At 71.5% G+C, this 21,222-nt stretch carries 21 protein-coding genes and 1 pseudogene; 13 read left to right on the forward strand and 9 right to left on the reverse strand.

Features of this window, described 5'->3' with window-relative positions; genetic code table 11:
• Positions 1 to 207: 207 nt before the first annotated feature.
• Genes N7925_RS14765 through N7925_RS14775 form a run of 3 tightly spaced genes read right to left on the reverse strand, consistent with a single transcriptional unit; the run spans position 208 to position 3,651 of the window.
• A complete protein-coding gene (locus N7925_RS14765; protein WP_274344098.1) occupies positions 208 to 951 on the reverse strand; it encodes a hypothetical protein in 744 nt (247 codons plus the stop codon).
• Positions 948 to 1,415 (reverse strand): hypothetical protein, encoded by a 468-nt coding sequence (locus N7925_RS14770; protein WP_265600082.1) that lies wholly within the window; start codon positions 1,413 to 1,415, stop codon positions 948 to 950. The genes N7925_RS14765 and N7925_RS14770 overlap by 4 nt, the downstream gene beginning before the upstream one ends.
• Positions 1,416 to 1,428: 13 nt before the next feature.
• Positions 1,429 to 3,651, reverse strand: coding sequence for a glycoside hydrolase domain-containing protein (locus N7925_RS14775; protein ID WP_274344099.1), 2,223 nt, complete (start codon positions 3,649 to 3,651; stop codon positions 1,429 to 1,431).
• Between the two features lie 752 nt (positions 3,652 to 4,403).
• On the opposite strand from N7925_RS14775, the pseudogene N7925_RS14780 reads away from it, so the two are divergent.
• Positions 4,404 to 4,718, forward strand: a pseudogene (locus N7925_RS14780) (NUDIX hydrolase); the annotation flags it as partial.
• A 187-nt stretch (positions 4,719 to 4,905) separates the two neighbouring features.
• Here N7925_RS14780 and N7925_RS14785 read toward each other — a convergent pair.
• Complete coding sequence (locus N7925_RS14785) at positions 4,906 to 5,535, reverse strand: acyl-CoA-like ligand-binding transcription factor (RefSeq protein WP_265600084.1); 630 nt, start codon at positions 5,533 to 5,535, stop codon at positions 4,906 to 4,908.
• A 90-nt stretch (positions 5,536 to 5,625) separates the two neighbouring features.
• On the opposite strand from N7925_RS14785, the gene N7925_RS14790 reads away from it, so the two are divergent.
• From N7925_RS14790 to N7925_RS14800, 3 genes are all read left to right on the forward strand, one after another.
• Complete coding sequence (locus tag N7925_RS14790; protein WP_274344100.1) at positions 5,626 to 6,582, forward strand: oxidoreductase; 957 nt, start codon at positions 5,626 to 5,628, stop codon at positions 6,580 to 6,582.
• Between the two features lie 78 nt (positions 6,583 to 6,660).
• Positions 6,661 to 6,903: a CopG family transcriptional regulator gene (locus N7925_RS14795; protein ID WP_265600086.1), complete on the forward strand. Its 243-nt coding sequence runs from the start codon at positions 6,661 to 6,663 to the stop codon at positions 6,901 to 6,903.
• Positions 6,900 to 7,334, forward strand: a complete 435-nt coding sequence (locus N7925_RS14800; protein ID WP_265600087.1) for a type II toxin-antitoxin system VapC family toxin — start codon at positions 6,900 to 6,902, stop codon at positions 7,332 to 7,334. The genes N7925_RS14795 and N7925_RS14800 overlap by 4 nt, the downstream gene beginning before the upstream one ends.
• Positions 7,335 to 7,349: 15 nt before the next feature.
• Here N7925_RS14800 and N7925_RS14805 read toward each other — a convergent pair whose 3' ends face one another.
• The gene (locus tag N7925_RS14805) at positions 7,350 to 8,309 is read right to left on the reverse strand and encodes an EamA family transporter (protein WP_274344101.1); all 960 of its coding nucleotides are present in this window, start codon (positions 8,307 to 8,309) and stop codon (positions 7,350 to 7,352) included.
• Between the two features lie 159 nt (positions 8,310 to 8,468).
• Here N7925_RS14805 and N7925_RS14810 point away from each other — a divergent pair, with 159 nt between their 5' ends.
• Positions 8,469 to 9,359 (forward strand): LysR family transcriptional regulator, encoded by an 891-nt coding sequence (locus tag N7925_RS14810; protein ID WP_274344102.1) that lies wholly within the window; start codon positions 8,469 to 8,471, stop codon positions 9,357 to 9,359.
• Between the two features lie 15 nt (positions 9,360 to 9,374).
• Here N7925_RS14810 and N7925_RS14815 read toward each other — a convergent pair whose 3' ends face one another.
• Positions 9,375 to 12,263: an FAD-binding and (Fe-S)-binding domain-containing protein gene (locus N7925_RS14815; protein ID WP_443032155.1), complete on the reverse strand. Its 2,889-nt coding sequence runs from the start codon at positions 12,261 to 12,263 to the stop codon at positions 9,375 to 9,377.
• Between the two features lie 341 nt (positions 12,264 to 12,604).
• Here N7925_RS14815 and N7925_RS14820 point away from each other — a divergent pair, with 341 nt between their 5' ends.
• The 8 genes from N7925_RS14820 to N7925_RS14855 all read left to right on the forward strand — a co-directional run bounded on the left by N7925_RS14820 (position 12,605) and on the right by N7925_RS14855 (position 20,086).
• Entirely contained in the window at positions 12,605 to 14,185 is a 1,581-nt protein-coding gene (locus tag N7925_RS14820) for a sensor histidine kinase (protein ID WP_265600091.1), read from the forward strand.
• On the forward strand, positions 14,182 to 14,601 hold the full coding sequence (locus N7925_RS14825) for a roadblock/LC7 domain-containing protein (protein ID WP_006126641.1): 420 nt from the start codon (positions 14,182 to 14,184) through the stop codon (positions 14,599 to 14,601). The genes N7925_RS14820 and N7925_RS14825 overlap by 4 nt, the downstream gene beginning before the upstream one ends.
• Positions 14,598 to 14,969 (forward strand): DUF742 domain-containing protein, encoded by a 372-nt coding sequence (locus tag N7925_RS14830; RefSeq protein WP_003967208.1) that lies wholly within the window; start codon positions 14,598 to 14,600, stop codon positions 14,967 to 14,969. Before N7925_RS14825 ends, N7925_RS14830 begins: the two co-directional genes overlap by 4 nt.
• Positions 14,950 to 15,594, forward strand: a complete 645-nt coding sequence (locus N7925_RS14835; protein WP_018961871.1) for a GTP-binding protein — start codon at positions 14,950 to 14,952, stop codon at positions 15,592 to 15,594. Before N7925_RS14830 ends, N7925_RS14835 begins: the two co-directional genes overlap by 20 nt.
• A complete protein-coding gene (locus N7925_RS14840) occupies positions 15,591 to 16,853 on the forward strand; it encodes a cytochrome P450 (RefSeq protein WP_274344103.1) in 1,263 nt (420 codons plus the stop codon). The genes N7925_RS14835 and N7925_RS14840 overlap by 4 nt, the downstream gene beginning before the upstream one ends.
• Complete coding sequence (locus tag N7925_RS14845; protein ID WP_274344104.1) at positions 16,850 to 18,079, forward strand: cytochrome P450 family protein; 1,230 nt, start codon at positions 16,850 to 16,852, stop codon at positions 18,077 to 18,079. Before N7925_RS14840 ends, N7925_RS14845 begins: the two co-directional genes overlap by 4 nt.
• Positions 18,080 to 18,185: 106 nt before the next feature.
• Positions 18,186 to 19,304 (forward strand): phosphoserine transaminase, encoded by a 1,119-nt coding sequence (serC, locus tag N7925_RS14850; protein WP_274344105.1) that lies wholly within the window; start codon positions 18,186 to 18,188, stop codon positions 19,302 to 19,304.
• 170 nt (positions 19,305 to 19,474) lie between these two features.
• Positions 19,475 to 20,086: a Uma2 family endonuclease gene (locus tag N7925_RS14855; RefSeq protein WP_265600095.1), complete on the forward strand. Its 612-nt coding sequence runs from the start codon at positions 19,475 to 19,477 to the stop codon at positions 20,084 to 20,086.
• 23 nt (positions 20,087 to 20,109) lie between these two features.
• Here the strand turns inward: N7925_RS14855 and N7925_RS14860 are convergent, their stop codons facing one another.
• From N7925_RS14860 to N7925_RS14870, 3 genes are all read right to left on the reverse strand, one after another.
• Entirely contained in the window at positions 20,110 to 20,586 is a 477-nt protein-coding gene (locus N7925_RS14860; RefSeq protein ID WP_274346472.1) for an Asp23/Gls24 family envelope stress response protein, read from the reverse strand.
• A gap of 106 nt (positions 20,587 to 20,692) precedes the next feature.
• Positions 20,693 to 20,989: a gas vesicle protein K gene (locus tag N7925_RS14865; protein ID WP_265600096.1), complete on the reverse strand. Its 297-nt coding sequence runs from the start codon at positions 20,987 to 20,989 to the stop codon at positions 20,693 to 20,695.
• The gene (locus N7925_RS14870) at positions 20,986 to 21,222 is read right to left on the reverse strand and encodes a gas vesicle protein (protein WP_274344106.1); all 237 of its coding nucleotides are present in this window, start codon (positions 21,220 to 21,222) and stop codon (positions 20,986 to 20,988) included. Before N7925_RS14870 ends, N7925_RS14865 begins: the two co-directional genes overlap by 4 nt.

The following is a 21,222-nucleotide window of genomic DNA, read 5'->3' on the forward strand; positions in this document are numbered from 1 at the left end:
GGGCAGCCCCGACAGAGATGGTGTAGCCGGATCCGCAAACGTTGGCAGCAGCTGCAGCTACCGTCGGTTCAGCCCTGTCACCATGGGGCGTTACTCAACCGCCCTCCCCCGGTTCACCCGCCGCTGAAGGCGACGTCGTGGCGCCCGTCGCCGCGGAAGGCCATGCCCGGCAGGGGCATGGCCTTCCATGATCCGGTAGGCGCAGGCTCAGGCCTGCCGGGCCGCGAGGCGCTCGGCGGCCCGGCGCCGCTGCGACTGTGCCGGGTCCACCTGAGCCCCGGCGCCGAGCCCCGGAGTGTGGTTCCAGCCGCGGATCTTCGCTGCGGTCTTCTTCAGGCGCTCGTCACCCGGCGGCACGTCGATGGAGAAGAGCGACTCGTCCGGCTTGCGGTCGTCACCGCCCCAGCGCACCACGCCCTCGCACTCGGCGAGGATGTCGCGGACGACCAGCTCCTGCAAGGGGAAGAATCCCCCACGGGCCCCGGAGGGGTAGGACCGGGGCCGGATCTGCACCGCCGTGCCGGAAGCCAGATTGGACTCCGGGAGTCCCTTCCGCACGGAACCCGGTGCCCGCCAGCCGGTCACCTCCCCGGCGCGCAGGGCGTCGATCTCGTAGTGGAACCGGGTGACCACATGGACGAGAACCGTCTCGACGTCCCCCATGCGCATCCGCACGCCTTCGAGAGGGGTCCCCGGGACGGGTCTGGTGTAGACGCTGCCGCGGTCGTCGGCGAGTTTCTCCATCTCCCAGCCGTTCTCGGACGGGATACCGCTCAGGACCCGCTTGTTGCGTTCCTGTGCCGCCGCGATCTCCTTGCGCAGCGTTTCCGGGTCGGGGGCGCGGTCCGCGGCGCGGGCGGGAGCGGACAGCACCTGCGATCCGACGGCGGCGGCGGCCACCACGAGCGCCGCACGCGTCAGCGCGGTCCGGCGGGATATGTTCACGGTCACTTCTTCGTCTCCTCGAGCCAGTTCTTCGGGCGAGCGGCGTAGGTCAGTGCGGCGGCGGTCACGCCGAACAGCCCCGCCGCGGGATTCACATATCCGGGCACGACGGCGTCGTACGTCTGCCCGCCGGTGAGGTGGCACCTGAACTTCACAGGGAGGAAGGCGTATTCGTATCCGTCGACGGACCGTGCCCGCTCGGCTCCCAGCCGCTCTTCACAGGCCTGGGCCTGGCGGCTCTCGTCCAGGGTCACGAAATGCAGCAGCCCCCAGGTGTAGAAACCGAACGCGCAGGCCCACGCGACGGCTGCGGCGCCCCGGACGAGGGTGCGGGCGTCGCGCCCGCCGCGTCTCCCGAGCAGCAGCCGCAGACCGCGGACGGTCATCCACAGCGTCAGACCGATACCCAGCGGCGTCAGCAGGAACACGAGACCGATGTAGAGGTCGTCCGAGGTGTCTGTCACCAGCATGCGGCGGGCCCTGTCAGTTGTGCCGGGAGATGGAGTTGTACTTCTCCATGATCTGGTAGAGAGCCATCCGCTGTCTGGCGTGTTCCACGGCCTCGGCGTTGGTGCCCTGGTACCGCCGGAGGATCTGGAAGACCTCCGAATCGGTGTAGTTCAGGCGCATCGAGCGCAGCGGCGTCTCCTCGGGGTCCGCGCCCGGTGCCCCGTCTGCGTTCCACAGATGGATCAGCGGCACTGTCGACATGGAGAACTGGTCGTCGTGTCGGCAGTCGGCCCAGATGTTGTACTTGGCCTCGTCGTTGGTGACATCGCGGATGGTGCCCTCCGCGTAGCCTTTCCTGACGGCGTTGTTCCAGGCCAGCACCGCTGTCTTGCCGAAGATCTGCGCGAGGCCCGTGGAACTGTCCCGGAAGCTCCTGGTCGTCAGGAACTCGAGGGCGATCTCCGCGTCCCAGGACAGGTCGACCGGGTCGATGTGCCGCATCTCCCAGTACGCGGTCGTCTGGATCAGCGCCTTGCGCATGTTGTAGCGGTAGGCGAGGAGGGTGGTGACGCTGTCGTATTCGAGGACCACCCTGCGGAAGCACTCCTCGTGAGTGTGGGACCGCAGGCCCCCGTCGTTGGGGAAGCCGATCGACTCCATGTACTTGCCGACGTCGGTCCGCATGGCAGTGATGAGGTCGGAGTCCAGCGAGGTGTCGGGGAGCTGGCCCCGGGGGGCGTCGAACGAGCCCTGGCCAGTGTCCCGGCCCGAGGCGATGTTGATGTCGATGTTGATCGATCCGGCCCCGCTGCCCACGGTGCGGGTGACGATCTGGTCGTAGGCCCAGTTCGTCGGCAGGGGGTAGCCGAAGTTGCCGGAGAAGCCCGAGGACATGTCGGAGACGAACGACGCGGTGGCGTGGCCCGCCTCCCCGACACGGGTGCAGACGTTGCGCGGCCCGTACACGCCGACGCCGAAGCGATTGCCGTCGTCGGCTATGGCGTCCCGGATGCCCTTGAAGTGCGGCAGGACGTTCCTGGTGACGTCCTCGTCCAGGGCGTCGAAGTCGACGGCGAAGAAGATCCGGCTGCCCGGCTTGAAACCGTGATCCAGCGCCGCGTTGATCGCTGCCTGTCCCGCCGCGCGCCCCTGCGGATAGCTGAAGTTCGCTGCGGCCCGCCCGAAGGTCTGGTAGATCGGGAAACAGCGCAACCCGTTCTCGGCGATCGTCTGCAGTTCTCCGGGCTGGATCTCCTTCTCCGGGAGCTCGGGGTCGTCCGGGATCGGGTTCGTGAGATAGCGGCCTATGTAGGTGATGCCTTGGGCCTTCAGGGTGGCAGCGCGCGCTGCGGTGATCTTGGTTACTCCGTCGCAGGCCTCACCGTTGCGGGACTGGTCCCCGTAGGACACCAGGAGCGAAGCCCATGTGGAGAAGTTGCCGGTGCCCGTCACGGCCAGCTTCACGAAGGACTGGAAGGTGGAGACAGCCGAGGCCAGGGAGCTGGTGAAGGTCCCGGAGAAGGTCACTCCCGGACGCTGGTTGAGCACCATGCCGGCGGAGAAGAGCTGTACCCAGGGGCCGGAGTCACCCGTGGACACGGTGTGGCTCTTGAGCCCGCTCTGGGTGCCGGGGCCGAAGACGCCATTGGCCGTGCCGTCGGCCATTCCGAGCTCGTACTGCACCGCGAAGAGCATCGACTTGGCGACATCGCGCGAGTGGTTGCCGTCGGCCGGGATGATGTAGAAGTCCCTGCGGGACACGTACGAGCCGTTGAGCCACCGCTGCACCGCCCGCACGGTTTCCGTGCCGCCGTTGACGGTCACGTAGGCGTCCATGTTGAGGAGGCCCTTAAAGACCTTCGGCACCAGGTTGCCGCCGGGGTAGACGAAGTCCACTCCCATGTTCTGCTTCAGACGGGCCATCGACGAGGCCACTCGCGAGTTGTAGGTGCCGTCGATGTCACCGCCGTCGTAGCCCTTGCAATAAAGAGCCGACTGAATGATTTTGGTGAAGTTCTGCGACGGGACCGTGTCCCCGTTGAGCACCGGGTACTTGGAGGTGAGGGTCGTCAGCGTGGTGGGCCCGAACGCGTCGGACAGACTGGTGATGCCCAGTTCGTACTGGAGGGCGCGAGTCAGGGCGAACATGGTCGACCATCCGGTCTCCCCGGTCTCCGGCAGACGGCCGATGCCTAGCTTTCCTCCATATACGCCATTGATGAACTGCTGCGCCGTGCGCACCATCTCGTCGGCCACGGGGGCTCCTTCGGTCACGCTGGGAGAGACGTTGCAGGCGGCCGAGAGAGGAGGCACAGAGGTGTGGAGTGCGTGGCCGGCCTTTTCCGGCCCGGCCGACTCACCCCGTGACGCTCGCCCCCGCTCGTACGTCGCCGCGCGCCGAGGCTCTGCGGAGGCTGCGGCGTGCCCGGTCAACCTAGTTGTTTGACCGAACCCATGGGGGAGTGCGAAATCTGAATGACTTCCTCCATGTCCCGAAAAAATCCATTGACGTGAAGACGTGAGTGTGAGGCGCCTTCGATGGCGCCGTCGTCGAGATTCGCGGGTGGGGGCCTTTCATTTCCGGGCGCGGGGAATGGCTGATTCCCGACGTCGTGAGGGCCCTGTCGGCGGATCGAGCCACTCCGCCAGCACTCCAGTGTGGTTTCGTGATCACGTGCGGGTCAACTGCGCCCGGGCCGGGCCGAAGTTCGTTGAGTCGCCGAGTGCGACTACGTCGACACCGCCAACTGGACCGTAGAGTGGAGCATGGGCGGCCAGACCACCCTGGTGAGTCGCTGGAACCGGCCGCTGCACGCGATGATCGAGGCTTTCACCGGGGCCGGTTTCCGGATTACGGTCATCAGCGAGCCGGAGCCTGATCCCGCCGCCCGCGAGCTGTTCCCCGAGGCCATCGCGGCCGAGCCGCGCCCTGTGCTTCCTGTTCTTCGTACTGCAAGCGGATTAGTGCTCCGGTGTGCAGTCTCGCCATGGCCCAGGCGACGACGGCGGCCGTCCTGCGTGAGCTCGACGAGGAGACCGGACTGGCGGGGACCGTGGGGCCCGAGGTGGCGCGCGTCTGGAAGGGCGGACGCCGCGAGCACTACTTCACCGTGTCCACGACGGGCGAGATCGGCCCACCGGAGACGCTGGACAACTACGGCGGCGCCCCGGTCTGGATACCGGTGGAGCACCTGCCCGGCACCCCGCTCTGGCCCCGGCGGCTGTCCTGGCGCATCGAGCACTGGCACCGGACGGGGTGGCCAGGGCGCCCCGCCGAACTGGCCGACTCCATCACCGAACTGCACCGGCCGTGCAGTTGGTGAGCGGCCCGCGGAAACGCTCCTGGCTAAGGGCTGTCCCGCAATTCCCGGTGGATCAGCGCGCGGCGTCAGATGCGGTGCATCGCAAGGCGGAGGGACGTCCGCATACTGGATGTATGCGGACGTTCCGACAACGCGGCGAGGTGCCGTAGCTGCCGTCGTGCGCCCGCCGGGAATTGCGGGACAGCCCTTAGGGGCTGTCGCTGTCCAGCGCCGGGGCGAGGAAGGCGAAGGCCCGGTCGGTGAGCGCGGCGGGGTCCTCGACCCCGTCGCTGTCGCTCCAGCGCCGCAGCACGGTGTCGAACGCCGCCAGCGCGGCCCCGGCGGCGAGGCGCGGGGAGAGGTCCGTCTCCGGGTCGAGCCCGAGGCGGCGGGCCGTCTCCACGGCGAGGTCGTCGCGCCACTGGGCCTGGTGCTCCAGGAAGCGGGCGCGCAGGGCAGGTGTGCGCAGGATCAGCTGGACGACCCGCAGGGCCCGGCCGGAGTGCTCGGCACCGTCGGCGCAGGCCGCCATGGCGACCCAGACGGCGTGCCGCAGGGCCGCGGAGAGGGGTTCGGCCTCGGGGCGGGCGGCCAGCTCGGCGCGCATGCCCGTTCCCATGTCGGCCAGGAACTGGACCACCACGTCCTCCTTGGACGCGAAGTACCGGAAGAACGTCCGCTTGGACACGCCGGCGTCGGCGGCGATCGCGTCGACCGTGACCGCGTCGAACCCTTCGCGCGCCATCAACTGGAGCGCCGATTCGGTCAGTTCGTCGGTGACGAGCTGCCGTTTGCGCTGGGCCATGGTCACTGCGGGGCGGGTGCTCACGCCCACCATCGTAGCGCCATGCCACGCTCGACACCCGGTACCTTTTTGACGCCTGGTATCGCCTTGACACCGAGTGACACTCACGACAACGTGTGCCACATGACAGAACAGGACGGGAAGCAGAAGAAACCGCGCTGGACCGCCGAGCGGATCCCCGACCAGGCCGGCCGGGTATCCGTGGTCACCGGGGCCAACAGCGGCCTGGGCCTGGCGACCGCCCAGGCCCTCGCCCGCCGGGGCGGGCACGTGATCCTCGCCGTGCGCGACGAGGAGAAGGGGCGCCGGGCCGTCGCCGACATCACCGCCGACCGGCCGGGGGCCTCGCTGGAGGTGCGCCGCCTGGACCTGGCCGACCTCGACTCCGTACGGGCGTTCTCCGACGCCCTGCACACCGACCACGCGCGACTGGACACGCTCGTCAACAACGCGGGGATCATGGCACCGCCCCGCACGGCCAGCGCGCAGGGGCACGAGCTCCAGTTCGCCTGCAACCACCTCGGCCACTTCGCGCTCACCGGGCTGCTGCTCGACCTGCTGGCGGCCGGGCGGCGGGACCCGCGCGTCGTCACGGTGACCTCGGTCAACCACCGTAAGGCGCACCTGCGCTTCGACGACCTGAACAGCGAACGCGACTACGGGCCGATGGCCTGCTACGACCGGTCGAAGCTCGCCAACGCCGTCTTCGGGCATGAGCTGCACCGGCGGCTGACCGCGTCCGGCAGCCCGGTCCGGAGCCTGCTGGCACACCCGGGCTACACCGCGACGAACCTCCAGACGAGCGGGCCGACCGGTCTGGTGAAGCTGCTGTTCGGCCGCGTACTGCGGCCCCTCGCCCAGCACCCCGCTGCGGGCGCCCTCCCGCAGCTGTACGCGGCGACCGCCCCGGACGCGCGGGGCGGCGACCTCATCGGCCCGGACGGCCCCGGCGAGCTGCGCGGCGGACCGACCCGGGTGGCCCTCGCCCCGGCGGCCGTCGACGCCGCGACCGGGCAACGGCTGTGGGAGGTTTCGGGGCGGCTGACCGACGTCCGCTTCCCCTTCCCGGCGGCCGAGTGACGGGGCCGGGGGCCCCGGTGCCCCAGGACCCGCGGCGTCACCCTGCCCTACGTAGGGCAGGGTGGTAAAATCAGCGGCATGAGAAAGACGACCGTGTACCTTCCGGAAGAACTGGAAGTGCGACTGGATGCCGAATCCTCCGCGACCGGCGTCAGCAAGGCCGAGCTCATCCGGCGGAGCATCGCCCTGCTGCTGGACAGCGCGGAGCGGCCGAAACGCACCCGGGAACTGCCCGTCTTCGACAGCGGACGCTCCCGCACGCCTGACGAGATGGACGAATCGGTGTACGAACACATCAAGGACCGGACGGCACGTCGTTGATCATCGTTGCCGATACCTCAGCTCTCTACGCCGCTTTCGACGCCGCACAGGCAGAGCACTCGGAGGCGGCCCGGATCCTGGAGAACGAGAGGCTCGCCATCTCCCCCCTGGTCGTCACCGAGCTGGACCACCTGGTCCACCGGGACCTGGGGTTCCCTGCGGCCATGCAAGTGATGGAGGCGTTGAATTCCCGTATGGACGACGGGCAGTACCGCCTCGCCGAACTGAGGCTCGCGGACCTGCGTACCGCCCAGGAAGTCCGTCAGAAGTACGAAGGCCTCCGGCTCGACCTGGCCGACGCGGTCGGAGTGGTCCTCGCCGACCGGTACCGAACGGACCGCATCTTCACCTTGGACCAGCGCGACTTCCGCGCCATGTCACCGCTGACTCCCGGACTGGAAGCCTTCCGTATCCTGCCCGCCGACGGCTGAGGGCCCCGCCGCGGCTCACCCCTCGCGGCGTGGGCCCGTCCGGCTGCGCACCGCGCCGACGCTGGCCCCGATGACCAGGGCGATGGCGAGGGCGTCCGTGGTGGAAAGGGCCTGGTCCAGGATCAGGAAGCCCGCGCCGGCGGCGATGGCCGGCTCCAGGCTCATCATCACGGCGAACGTGGGCGCGGGCAGCCGGCGCAGCGCCATCAGCTCCAGGGTGTACGGGAGGACCGAGCTGAGGAGGGCCACCGCCGCGCCGAGCGCCACGGTGGACGGGACCGTGAGCTTCGCGCCGGACTCGATGATGCCCAGGGGCAGCGAGAGGACCGCGGCGACCACCATCGCCAGCGCCAGCCCGTCCGCCTGCGGGAAGCGGCGGCCGGTGCGGGCGCTGAAGACGATGTACGCCGCCCACATCGCCCCGGCCCCCAGGGCGTACGCCGCGCCGACCGGGTCGAGGCGGTCGAAGCCCCCGCCGCCCAGCAGGACGACGCCGACGAGGGCGAGGCCCGCCCACACGAGGTTGATCAGGCGGCGCGAGGCGAACACCGAGAGGGCCAGCGGGCCGAGCACCTCCAGCGTGACGGCGATGCCGAGCGGGATCCGGTCCAACGCCTGGTAGAAGAGCGTGTTCATGCCGCCCATCGCGACGCCGAAGGCGAGCACCGTGCCCCAGTCGGCACGCGAGTGGCCACGCAGCTTCGGGCGGCAGATCACCAGCAGGATCAGCGCGGCGGCCGCCAGCCGCAGGGTGACGACGCCCAGCGCGCCCGCCTTCGGCATCAGGAGCGCCGCGACGGCCGAGCCGAACTGGACGGACAGGCCGCCGGCGACCACCAGCACGATCGGCGTCAGCGCCGCCCGGCGCTCGGCCCCGGTCCGCCCGGCGGGCGCGGCGCCTTCGAGTGCCGTCACCGATTCGGGTACGGCGACGGCTGCGGCGGCCGGTTCGGCGGCGCTGCGCTGGTCGTTCACGGGGGACCTTCCGAGGGAACGGGGACGAGACGGCTCAGTACACTGTAATGGACTAGCGGTACGGCAAGGCATACTGCTCCGCCGTCGGCTTCCCTTCACCGTAAGGACGCCCGCGCGTTCCGTGAAATACCGATCACGCTCCCGTTATGCTCCCCACGCATGAACGAAGCGCCCCCCACCGGCCGCCCCGTGGAACTCCGGCACCTACGGGCCTTCCTCGCGGTCGCCGAAGAGTTGAACATCACGCGTGCCGCCGCCCGCCTCCGGCTCACCCAGCCCGCCGTGTCCCGCACCCTCGCGGCGCTGGAGCGGCACCTGGGGGTCCGGCTCGTCGACCGTTCCACCCACCATCTCGCCCTGACCCCCGACGGCGTCGCCTTCCGTGACAAGGCCGCCGCCGCGGTCGCCGCCTTCGACGAGGCCCTCGACCCCGGCCGGCTGCGCACCTGGCCGCTGCGGCTCGGGCACGCCTGGTCCGCGTTCGGGCCGTACACCACGCCGCTGCTGCGGGCCTGGCAGGAGCGCCACCCGGGGACCCCCCTGGAGCTGCTCCGGATCGACGACCGCACCGCCGGCCTGACCCGGGGCGAAGTCGACGCGGCGTTGCTGCGGGGGCCCGTGGACGCGCCGGGACTCGTCGCCGAGGTGCTGTTCACCGAGGTCCGGGTGGCGGCGGTGACCGCGGACGGGCCGCTCGCGGGACGGGCCTCGCTCGCCCTCGCCGACCTCGCGGAAGGTCCTGTCGTCCTGAACACCGTCTCCGGCACCACCACCGCCGGCCTGTGGCCGCCGCACGCCCGGCCGGCCACCACCGTCACCGTCGGGAACACCGACGACTGGCTCACCGCGATCGCCGCCGGCCGCGGCAGCGGGGTGTCCACGGCCTCGACCGCGTCCCTGCACCCGCACGCGGGGGTCGTCTACGTCCCGCTCGACGACGCCCCGGGCGTCCCGGTCCTCCTCGCCCGCCGCGACGCCCCCGGCCACCCCGCCCTGCCGGAGCTGGCCGCGCTGGCCCGCGAGATCGTCACCCGGGGCACGACGCGCTGAGCCCCGGGCCGGGCCCTACCCGCCGCCCCCCGGCCCCTCGTCGACGGCCGTCGCAGCCACCTCCTCGATGGCCTCCGCGACGACCTCCGCCAGGTGCCGGGCCCGCCGCCCGGCCAGCTGGTCGAGCTGCGTACGGCAGGAGAAGCCGTCCGCGAGGAGTTCCGTACCGGGTTCCGCGTTCCGTACGGCGGGGAGCAGCCGCTCCTCCGCGCAGGCGACGGACACCTCCCAGTGGCCCTTCTCGAAGCCGAAGTTCCCGGCGAGCCCGCAGCAGCCGCCGCTGAGTTCGCCGGTGAGGCCCATCCGTTCGCGCAGCCCGCGTTCCGCCGCGTCGCCGAGGACCGCGTGCTGGTGACAGTGCGTCTGGCCGGCGGCCGGCCGGTCCAGGCGGGGCGGGGTCCAGTCAGGGGCGTACTCCTCCAGGTACTGGGCGAACGTCCGTACCGAAGCGGCCAGTTCGGCGGCGCGCGGGTCGTCGGGGAGGAGTTCGGGCAGGTCGGTGCGGAGCGTGGCGGCGCAGCTCGGTTCGAGGACGACGAGCGGGTGGCCGGGCGGGAGGTGGAGGCGGTCCAGGGTGCGGCGCATCACGCGGCGGGCCGCGTCGAGCTGTCCCGTCGACACGTAGGTGAGGCCGCAGCACAGCCCGCTCGGGGGCGGCAGCACCGTACGCCCGGTCGCCTCCTCCAGGACCCGGACCGCGGCCCGGCCCACCTGCGGGGAGAGGTGCTCGGTGAAGGTGTCCGCCCAGAGCGCCACCACCCGGTCGGTGGAGAGGACGTACGTCCCCTTGCCCTGCCTGCGGCGCAGCCACCGGCTGTACGTCTCCGTCGCCAGCACCGGAATCGTGCGCTCGGGCGCGATCCCGGCCAGCCGCTTCGCGAGCGCGGCGAGGGGGCGCAGCCGGGCCAGCGCGTTGAGGGGGCGGGCGAAGGGCCGCGCCAGGCGCAGCCACTGCGGCAGGCGGCCCATGGCGTAGTGGGCGGCGGGGCGGAGCCGGCCCCGGTAGTGGTGGTGCAGGAACTCCGCCTTGTACGTGGCCATGTCGACGCCCACCGGGCAGTCGCTGCGGCAGCCCTTGCAGGAGAGGCACAGGTCGAGCGCGTCCCGGACCTCCTCGCTGCGCCAGCCGTCCGTGATGACCTCGCCCGCGAGCATCTCGTGGAGCAGCCGGGCCCGGCCCCGGGTCGAGTGCGCCTCCTCGCCGGTCGCCCGGAAGGACGGGCACATGACGCCCGCGCCGCTCGCCTCCGCCGTACGGCACTTGGCGACGCCGACGCAGCGGCGGACCGCGCCCGCGAAGTCCCCGCCGTCCTGCGGGTAGCCGAACTCCACGTCCACCGGGCGTTTCGGGAGGACGGCGAAACGGAGATTGGCGTCCAGGGGGGCGGGGCGGGCGAGGATGCCGGGGTTCAGGCCGCCGTCCGGGTCCCACAGGTCCTTGAAACGGTGGAAGAGGGCGACGAGCTCGTCCCCGTACATCCGGGGCAGCAGTTCCGCGCGGGCCTGGCCGTCGCCGTGCTCGCCGCTGAGGGAGCCGCCGTGCGCGACGACGAGAGAGGCCGTCTCCTCGGAGAACCGGCGGAAGCGGGCCACCCCGGCGTCGGTCATCAGGTCGAAGTCGATACGGACGTGGACGCAGCCGTCGCCGAAGTGGCCGTACGGGGTGCCGCGCAGGCCGTGTTCGGCGAGGAGGGCCCGGAAGTCGCGGAGGTACGCGCCGAGCCGGGCGGGCGGCACCGCGCAGTCCTCCCACCCGGGCCAGGCCTCGGATCCGTCGGGCATCCGGGTCGCGGTTCCGGCGGCGTCCTCGCGGATCCGCCACAGGGCCCGCTGCCCGGCCGGGTCCGTGACGACCGCCCCGTCCACCGCGTCGGCCCCCCGCAGGACGCGTTCGGCGTGCGCCCTCGCCTCGGCCGGGGTGTCGCCGCCGGTCTCGACGAACAGCCAGGCGGCCCCGCGCGGCAGCCCGGCGGACGCCGTGACGAGGTCGGCGGCCATGCCCTCGACGGTGAGCGGGCGGTACGGGAGGAGGCCCGGGGCGGCGTCGGCGGCGGCGGACTCGTCGGCGTACCCGAGGACCGCCAGGGCGCGGGCGCGCGGGGCCTCGACCAGGCGGACGGTGGCCTCGGTGACGATGCCGAGGGTGCCCTCGCTGCCGCAGAACGCCCGGACCGGGTCGGGGCCGCCGGGGTGTTCGGGGAGCAGGGCGTCGAGCGCGTACCCGGAGATGCGGCGCGGGAGGCCGGGGTAGCCGGTGCGCAGCAGGGCGAGGTGGGCGGCGACCAGTGCGCCGACGCCTTCGGGCCCCTCGCCGCTCCCCTGCTCCAGGTGCAGGGCCTCGCCCCCGTAACGGACGACCGACAGCTTCCGCACGTTGTCCGCCGTCGTGCCCCAGGCCACCGAGTGGGCGCCGCAGGAGTTGTTGCCGATCATTCCGCCGAGAGTGCAGCGGCTGTGGGTGGAGGGGTCGGGGCCGAAGGTCAGGCCGTGGGGTGCGGCGGCGGCCCGCAGGTCGTCCAGGATCACTCCGGGCTGGACGACGGCGGTGCGGGCGGCGGGGTCCAGGTCGAGGATCGTGCGCAGATGGCGGGTGAGGTCGAGGACCAGTCCGGTGCCGGTGGCCTGTCCGGCGATGGAGGTGCCGCCGCCACGCGCCACCACCGGCACCCCGTGGTCCCGGCAGACGGCCAGGGCGGCGGCGATGTCGTCGGCGTCACGCGGGGCGAGCACACCGAGCGGCACCCGGCGGTAGTTGGAGGCGTCCATCGTCGTCAGCGCCCGTGCGGCGGCCCCGAAGTCGCTCGTGCCGCGTACGGCGGAGCGGAGGGCAGCGACGAAAGCCGGGGAAGCCGCCCGGGGAGTCGCCGGTCGGGTGTCGGTACGCGGTCGATGCTGTTCGGCCATGGTCCCAGCATGCCGTCGGGACAGGTGAACTCTTGGGATACGGGCGGACCAAAGCACGTAAGCAGTACAAAAAAGCCCACAAGATCTTCCCAAACAGACCGTCAAGTCTCCTATAGTGACCAAGACTTGCGCAGGAATTGGCAGCTCCAGTTGCGCAGGATCGCCCACACCCGTGCCGAACTGTCCTGAATTCGACTGGTCGATTTCACCCGGTTCACACCACTCCGAGCTGTCTCGCATGACGCCGCACCGCCCCGCATGACGCCGCACCGCCCCGCAGACTCCGCACCGCCTCGCACCGCCTCATACCGTCCCGCACCGTCCGCCACCGAGGACTCCGATTGCGCCCCTCACACCGGCCCACCGCACTCGCCCTGCTGATCTCGGCAGCCGCAACCGGCACGCTGACCCTGTGGGGCGTTGCCGCGGCCCCCGACGCGGTACGGACCCCGCTGGCCTGGGGCGCGGGCGCAGCCGCCGTGCTGCTGAGCGTCTGCGTGGCCGTCACCGTCCACACCCTGGGGACCGCGCGGACCCTGCGCGCCCTGCGGGCCGCCGACGCACAGCGGTTCACCTCCGAGACCTCGCGCCTGGTCTCCGCCTCCGCCGTCGAGGCCCAGCGCTTCACCGCGGAGACCGCCCGGATCAAGGGCGCCGCCTCCGCCGAGACCGCCCGGGTCGTCGCCGACGCCCGCGCCGAGAACGAGCGGATCGCCGCGGCCGCCGCCGCCGAGCAGGGCCGGCTCGCCGTCTCCGTCGACCGGCTGACCGCCCGTGCCACCCGCGCCGAGACCGAGCGCTCCGCGGCCGTCGCCGCCTGCGCCAACGCGGCGGGCCGGATGCAGGCCCTGGCCACCAGCATGCTGGCCGACCTCCGCGAGATGGAGCACCGGCACTCCGACGAGTCCGTCCTCGGGGACCTGCTCCACCTGGACCACCGCACCGCCCAGGCGGGCCGCCTCGCCGACTCCATCGCCGTGCTGACCGGGGCCCGCTCCGGCCGGCGCTGGGCGAAGCCGATCGTCATGGAGTCGATCCTGCGCGGCGCGATGGGCCGGATCGGCAGCTACCAGCGGGTCCGCCTGCACTCCACCAGCGATGTCGCCATCGCCGGTCACGCGGCCGAGGGCGTCATGCACGCGCTCGCCGAACTCCTCGACAACGCTGCCAACTTCTCGCCGCCCACCGCCGAGGTCCACGTGTACGTGGAGGAGGTCCCGGCGGGCATCGTCATCACCGTCGAGGACAGCGGGCTCGTCATGAGCGAGGTGCAGCTGCGCCGCGCCGAGAAGGCGGTCTCCGCGGAGAACCAGGACCTCACCAACCTCTCCGGCACCCGCCTCGGGCTCGCCGTCGTCGGCAGGCTGGCCCGCAAGCACGGACTGACCGTCTCCTTCCGGCCGTCCGCCCGGGGCGGCACCGGCGCGCTGATGATGCTCCCCCAGGACCTCATCTCCCGCTCGCCCGCACCGACCGCGACGACCCCGGCCCAGTCGGTCGCTGCCCCGGCAGCCGCCCCGGCCGCCCTCACCGCCCCCGCCGAGCCGGAGCCCTCGCACGCCTCGGCCGCCGGAACGGACACCGCCGGCGCCGCCCCCGCGGCCCGGTCCCTTGCCGAGGACGACGCCTCCAGGCCCCTGACCCCGGCGGCGGAGTCGGAGCCCTCGGGCTCTTCGGCGGATTCGGAGTCCGAGTCCGAGACCACGGGCGCCGTGCCCGCGTTCGGCGAGAGCGGCCTGCCCAAGCGCCGCCGGGGCCGCACGCTGGCCGCCGCCGAGTCCCGTACCGGCAACGCCACCCCCGGCGGAGCCGACACCCCCCGGGCCCGCACCACCGACCCGAAGGTCCAGGCAGCGCGCTTCAGCACCTTCAGCAAGGCGGTACGGGCCAACTCCACGCACCCGGAAGGCAACACCCGATGACCGCGACCACCGACGAGAAGCTCAACTGGCTGCTGGAGGGGCTGCTCGACCGCACCCCCGGTACCCGCCACGCCCTCGTCCTCTCCCGCGACGGCCTCAAGCTGTGCCGCACCCCCGAGCTCTCCGTCGACCAGGCCGACCAGCTGGCCGCGATCTCCGCCGGGATCCAGAGCCTCTCGCACGGCGCGTCCATCGAATTCGGCGACGGCACCGGCGGCGTACGGTCCGCGATGGCCGAGTTCTACGGCGGCGTGCTGTTCATCGTCGAGGCGGGGGCCGGGGCCCACCTGGCCGTCGTCGCCGACGAGGACTCCGACGTGGGCCTCGTCGGCCACAACATGAGCGAGCTCGTCGAGCAGCTCGGCGAGCACCTCGTCGCGCCGCCGCGCGAACCCGCCGAGGTCCCGGCCGTATGACGACGGCACCCCGCCCCCGGCCGGGCCGCGACGAGGACCCGGACCGGCTGTACACCCTCACCGGGGGCCGCAGCCGCTCCGACTCCGCCGCGTTCGACCTGGTGACGCTCGTCGTCGCCGAGTGCGACCCGGCCCCCGGGATGCAGTCCGAGCACGTCGCGATCCTGCGGATGTGCCAGGGCCCCACCGCCGTCGTCGAGATAGCCGCGACTCTGAACCTGCCGGTCAGCATCGTTCGCATCATGCTGTGCGACCTGCTCGACACCGGCCGGATCAGCGCCCGCCACCCCCGTACAGCCCGTGTCGCGGACCGGCTCCCCGACCCCGACATCCTGGAACAGGTGCTCGTTGGACTCCGCAACCTCTGACCGCGCCGCCCTGAGCGCGACGGCCGACAACGGACTGAAGATCGTTGTCGTCGGCGGCTTCGGGGTCGGCAAGACCACCATGGTCCGATCCGTGAGCGAGATCCGTCCGCTCAACACGGAGGAGACCATGACCCGCGCGGGCGAGGCCGTCGACCACCTCGACGGCATCCAGGCCAAGTCGTCCACCACCGTGGCGTTCGACTTCGGCCGGATCACGCTCGACGCACGCTCCGTGCTGTACCTCTTCGGCGCGCCCGGACAGGAGCGCTTCTGGTTCCTGTGGGACCGGCTGTTCTCCGGCACGCTGGGCGCGGTCGTCCTCGTCGACACCCGGCGGCTCGCCGACTCCTGGTACGCCATCGACCGCCTGGAGCACCACGGCACACCGTTCATCGTGGCGTGCAACGACTTCGGCGGGCCGCTCCACAGCGAGCAGCAGATCCGTGAGGCCCTGGACCTCTCGGAGGACGTGCCGCTGGTGGAGTGCGACGCGCGCGACCGCTCGTCCAGCAAGTACGTGCTCATCACGCTCGTCGAACACCTCGCCGCGCTCTCCGCCGCCCGCCTCCGCGCCCCCGAGGCGGCCCTGGCGGCGGCCGCCCCGACCCCGGAGCCCGCCCCGTGACCCCTGTCTCCGGCTGCCCCGTCACCCACGGGTCCGTCCCCCTGTCCGGGCCCCGCTTCCAGAGCGACCCCGTCCAGCTCTACCGGGACCTGCGGCGCGACCACGGGGCGATCGCCCCGGTCGTCCTCGACGGCTCCGTGCCCGCCTGGCTCGTCCTCGGCTACCGCGAACTGCACCAGGTCACCGGCGACCCGGTCCTCTTCAGCCGGGACTCCGACCTGTGGAACCAGTGGGACCGCATCCCCGACGACTGGCCGCTGCTGCCGATGATCGGGCGCAAGCAGCCCTCGATCCTCTACACGGTCGGCGAGCGCCACAGCGTCCGCGCCATGATGATCAGCAACGCGCTGGAGGGCGTCGACCCGTTCTCCCTGAAGCGGTACGCGGAGGAGTTCGCCGACGAGCTGATCGACCGGTTCTGCACCAAGGGCTCGGTCGACATCATCGCGGAGTACGCCAAGCTGCTGCCCGCCCTCGTGCTGGCCAGGATCTACGGCTTCTCCGACGAGAAGGCCCACCCGCTGGTCGGCGCGATCAACGACATGATCGACGGCCGGGAGCGGGCGCTCGCCGGACAGCAGCACCTCGGCACGTCGATGTTCCAGCTGCTGGCCGACAAGCACGCCGAGCCCGGCGACGACGTCGCCACCCGGATGCTCGCCGACCCCGGCGGCTTCACCGACGAGGAGGTCGCCCAGGACCTCATGGTGATGATGGCGGCCGGCCACCAGCCGACCGCCGACTGGATGGGCAACTCGCTGCGCCTCATGCTCACCGACGACCGATTCGCCGCCTCGCTCTCGGGCGGCCGGCACAGCGTCGCCGAGGCGATGAACGAGGTCCTCTGGGAGGACACCCCCACCCAGAACGTGGCCGGCCGCTGGGCCGCCCGCGACACCCACCTCGGCGGCCGCCACATCCGCGCCGGCGACCTGCTGCTCCTCGGCCTCGCCGCCGCCAACGGCGACCCGCAGGTGCGGACCGACGGCTCGACGCTGACCGGCGGCAACAACGCCTTCCTCTCCTTCGGCCACGGCGAGCACCGCTGCCCGTTCCCGGCCCAGGAGACCGCCGAGGTCATCGCCCGTACCGGCATCGAGGTCCTCCTCGACCGGCTGCCCGACGTCGACCTCGCCGTCCCCGCCGAGCAGCTCACCCGCCGCCCCTCGCCCTGGCTGCGCGGGCTGACCGACCTGCCGGTGCTCTTCACACCCACCCCCGCCGTAGGAAGACCCGGAAGCCTCGGAGGCCCCGCATGACCCGCATCGCGCTCGACCCGTTCGTCACCGACCTCGACGGCGAGAGCGCCGCGCTGCGGGCCGCCGGCCCGCTGGCCGAGGTGGAACTGCCCGGCGGTGTACACGTGTACGCGGTCACCCGCCACGCGGAGGCCCGCGCACTGCTCACCGACAGCCGCCTGGTCAAGGACATCAACGTCTGGACCGCCTGGCAGCGCGGCGAGATACCCATGGACTGGCCGCTGATCGGCCTGGCCAACCCGGGCCGCTCGATGCTGACGGTCGACGGGGCGGACCACCGCCGTCTCCGTACGCTGGTGGCGCAGGCGCTCACGGTGAAGCGGGTGGAGCGGCTGCGCACCGGGATCGAGGCGCTGACGAACGCGAGCCTGGAGAGGCTGGCGGCCCTCCCGGCCGGACAGCCTGTCGACCTGAAGGCCGAGTTCGCCTATCCGCTCCCCATGAACGTCATCAGCGAGCTGATGGGCGTGGACGCGGCGGACCACCCCCGGCTGAAGGAGCTGTTCGAGAAGTTCTTCTCGACGCAGACGCCGCCGGAGGAGGTCCCGCAGATGATGGCGGACCTCGGGGCCCTCTTCACGAAGATCGTCGACTCCAAGCGGGCGAACCCGGGCGACGATCTGACCAGCGCCCTGATCGCGGCCTCCGAGGACGGCGACCACCTCTCCGACGAGGAGATCGTCAACACGCTGCAACTGATCATCGCCGCCGGGCACGAGACCACGATCAGCCTGATCGTCAACGTCGTGGAGGCGCTGGCCACCCACCCCGAGCAGCGCAAGAAGGTGCTGGAGGGGGAGATCGGGTGGGACGGCGTGATCGAGGAGACACTGCGCTGGAACACCCCGACCTCACACGTGCTGATCCGCTTCGCGACGGAGGACATCGAGGTCGGCGACAAGGTCCTGCCGAAGGGCGAGGGGCTGATCGTCTCGTTCGGCGCGCTGGGCCGCGACGAGGAGCAGTACGGCCCGACGGCCGGCGAGTTCGACGCCACCCGCACCCCGAACCGCCACATCGCCTTCGGCCACGGCCCGCACATCTGCCCCGGTGCGGCGCTCTCCCGCCTGGAGGCGGGCATCGCGCTCCCGGCCCTGTACGAGCGGTTCCCGGAACTGGACCTGGCGGTGCCGGCCGCCGAGCTGCGCAACAAGCCGATCGTGACCCAGAACGACCTGCACGAACTGCCGGTGGAGCTGGGCTGCCCGTTCGGCCACACGTCCTGATCGCTCGTCGTGAGTGACGATGGGTGACGTCCACGGGCCGGAGCGCGCGTCTCATCCGACGGACACGGTTGCTGAGCCGTGCCACCGAGGGACTACGCTCCGTCCCGTGGCCGACATCCAGATTCCCGCTGACATCAAGCCCGCCGACGGACGCTTCGGCGCCGGTCCTTCCAAGGTGCGGACGGAGGCGCTCGACGCGCTGGCCGCCACCGGCACCTCTCTCCTCGGCACGTCCCACCGCCAGGCCCCGGTCAAGAACCTGGTCGGCGAGGTACGGGACGGCGTGCGCAGCCTCTTCTCCCTCCCCGAGGGATACGAGGTCGTCCTCGGCAACGGCGGCTCCACCGCTTTCTGGGACGTCGCGACGCACGGTTTGATCGAGTCGAAGTCCCAGCACCTGAACTTCGGCGAGTTCTCGTCGAAGTTCGCCAAGGCCGCGAAGCTCGCGCCCTGGCTGTCCGACCCCACCGTGATCGCCTCCGACCCGGGCACCCACCCGGACCCGAAGGCCGAGGCGGGCGTCGACGTCTACGCCTTCACCCACAACGAGACCTCCACCGGTGTCGCGGCCCCGGTCAAGCGCGTCGCGGGCGCCGACGAGGGCTCCCTCGTCCTGGTGGACGCCACCTCCGGTGCGGGCGGCCTGCCGGTCGACATCACCGAGTCCGACGTCTACTACTTCGCCCCGCAGAAGTCCTTCGCCTCCGACGGCGGCCTGTGGATCGCCGTGTTCTCCCCGGCCGCGCTGGAGCGCGCCGCCCGGATCCACGCCTCGGGCCGGCACATCCCGGAGTTCTTCTCGCTGCCCACGGCGATCGACAACTCCCTCAAGAACCAGACGTACAACACCCCGGCGCTCTCCACCCTCTTCCTGCTGAACGAGCAGCTGAAGTGGATGAACACCCAGGGCGGCCTGGACTTCACGACGGGCCGCACGGCGGCTTCGTCGGGTCACCTCTACGGCTGGGCCGACGAGTCGAAGTACGCCACCCCGTTCGTCACGGACCCGGCGAAGCGCTCGCAGGTCATCGGCACGATCGACTTCGCGGACGAGATCGACGCGGCGGCCGTCGCCAAGGTGCTGCGCGCCAACGGCATCGTGGACACCGAGCCGTACCGCAAGCTGGGCCGCAACCAGCTGCGCGTGGCGATGTTCCCGGCGATCGACCCGGCGGACGTGCAGGCGCTGACGGCGTGCGTCGACTACGTGATCGAGAAGCTGTAGCTCCTACCGGTTCACGGCTCGGCGGCTGTACGGAGACGGCCCGGCACCCACGCGGTGTGCCGGGCCGTTTCTGCTTCACTCGACCGGGTGGCATATGCCAGAAGCGCGATCTCGGCCCACTCCGCCCTACGATGATGCTCTCGACACCAGCCCATTCCAGGAGGCCCGCAATGTCTGCAGCAGCAGTCGAGCACCCCTGTGACGATGAGCCGGAAACGCTGCTGGAAACGGCCAACCGTCTCACCGAGCAGCTTCCGGGGCATCGCGTCGAGATCATCGGAGGCCTCGTCACCGTGGCACCACCCCCGGACGGCCCGCACGCCGACGCCCTGACCACACTCACGGTCCCCTTCCTCGCCGCCGGTCTGCACGGCGAGGAGTCGAGAGTCCTCCAGGGCATCGGTCTCTGGCTCCCCAGCGGACCCGAGGACTACGTGATCCCCGATCTGGCGGTCGTCGACGCCGACTACGGCGAGCACCCGATCGAGAACAACAGCTACGACCCCGCCTGCTTCCGCCTGGTCCTGGAGGTCACCTCCGGGAACTACCAGACCGACCTGCGCCACAAGGTCACCGCCTACGCCCAGGCCAAGATCCCGGTCTACGTGATCGTCGACCGCAAGCACGGCCGCGTCCACGTCCTGACCGAACCGCTTCCCGGCGGCTACGACCGCCACGAGGTCTACGCCCCCGGCCAGCAGGCCCCGCTCCCCGCCTCGATCGGCGCCGAAGTCTCCCTGGACGTCGACGAGATCGTGCGCGCGGGCCGCTCGAAACGCTGAGGACGCGGGTCCACGGTCCGGTCTCACCGCACGCGGGAACCGCCTCTTCCGGAATCGGCGTCGTCCGAGCCGTCCGCGTCGTCCTCGTCGTCCTCGCCCGGGATGTGCACGTCGAAGACGTTGATGTTGATCTCGACGACCTCCAGCCCCGTCATCGTCTCCACGGCGTCGACGACGTTCGCGCGGATCCGGTCGGCCAGCTCATGGATCGGAACCCCGTACTCCACCTCGACGTCGACGTCGAGCGCCGTCTGTTTCTCGCCCACCTCGACCTTCACGGTCCGGCCCCTGCCCGAGGACCCGGGCATCCTGCCCGTCACGGCGCCCAGCGCCTTCGACGCGCCCTTGCCCACCGAATGAACGCCTTCGGTCTCGCGGATGGCGATTTCCGCGATGGTGGCCACGACGCCGTCGGCGATGGTGGTTCTGCCGCGCACGCCGCTTCCCTGATTCCCGCCGCTCGTCGCCGGGTTTCCGCTCCGAGATTCGATGTCGACCATGTCCGCCTCACAGAGAGTGATGACCACGGGCGCTCCTCCCGCCCGTGCGGCCCCCTCATTCACTCTCCGCCCGCCCATGGCCATCCGCCATTCGGGGTACCGGGACTCAGTCGCGGGGCAGCAGCGTCCCCAGCGGTCCGAGGTCCAGGTTGAGGTCCTCGGGTCGCACACCGTGCTGGTCGCAGAGCTCCTTCATCCGCTGGTCGAGCAGCATGAGCGTGGTCCCGATCTCCTCGACCTGCTCGTCGCTGAGGTCGCCCTGTTCGACCCGGCGGATCGCCTGCCGCTCCATCAGCTGCCGGAGCAGCTCGACCACGGTGAGGACCAGGGCCACCAGGTCCCGCCCCATCTGCTCCGAGTCCAGATCGACCCGTGAACCCGGGGCCCGGCCCGCGCCCGTCACAACGGCCCCCCGTCAGACCAGGGTGCCGGAACCCGCTCGCTGACCGACGAGAGCAGGGCGTGCAGTGACACCCGTACCAGAGGTACGTCGGCGATGGCGATCACCAGGTCCCCGCTGACGACGACACCGGTCGCCAGGACACGGTCCAGCAGGTCCACCAGCGGCACCCCGATGGGACCGCTCAGGGGCTCCGGGCTGTCCCAGGGGACCACCGCGCGCTCAGACGCTGCCAC

The sequence above is a fragment of the Streptomyces sp. CA-278952 genome (assembly GCF_028747205.1).
Lineage (GTDB): Bacteria > Actinomycetota > Actinomycetes > Streptomycetales > Streptomycetaceae > Streptomyces.

Coding starts and splice junctions, on each gene's coding strand:
- N7925_RS14845 (WP_274344104.1), top strand. CDS start 16,850: ATGACCCGCATCGCGCTCGACCCGTTCGTCACCGACCTCGACGGCGAG.
- N7925_RS14830 (WP_003967208.1), top strand. CDS start 14,598: ATGACGACGGCACCCCGCCCCCGGCCGGGCCGCGACGAGGACCCGGAC.
- N7925_RS14825 (WP_006126641.1), top strand. CDS start 14,182: ATGACCGCGACCACCGACGAGAAGCTCAACTGGCTGCTGGAGGGGCTG.
- N7925_RS14810 (WP_274344102.1), top strand. CDS start 8,469: ATGAACGAAGCGCCCCCCACCGGCCGCCCCGTGGAACTCCGGCACCTA.
- N7925_RS14855 (WP_265600095.1), top strand. CDS start 19,475: ATGTCTGCAGCAGCAGTCGAGCACCCCTGTGACGATGAGCCGGAAACG.
- N7925_RS14815 (WP_443032155.1), bottom strand. CDS start 12,263: ATGGCCGAACAGCATCGACCGCGTACCGACACCCGACCGGCGACTCCC.
- N7925_RS14785 (WP_265600084.1), bottom strand. CDS start 5,535: ATGGTGGGCGTGAGCACCCGCCCCGCAGTGACCATGGCCCAGCGCAAA.
- N7925_RS14790 (WP_274344100.1), top strand. CDS start 5,626: ATGACAGAACAGGACGGGAAGCAGAAGAAACCGCGCTGGACCGCCGAG.
- N7925_RS14860 (WP_274346472.1), bottom strand. CDS start 20,586: ATGGTCGACATCGAATCTCGGAGCGGAAACCCGGCGACGAGCGGCGGG.
- N7925_RS14795 (WP_265600086.1), top strand. CDS start 6,661: ATGAGAAAGACGACCGTGTACCTTCCGGAAGAACTGGAAGTGCGACTG.
- N7925_RS14770 (WP_265600082.1), bottom strand. CDS start 1,415: ATGCTGGTGACAGACACCTCGGACGACCTCTACATCGGTCTCGTGTTC.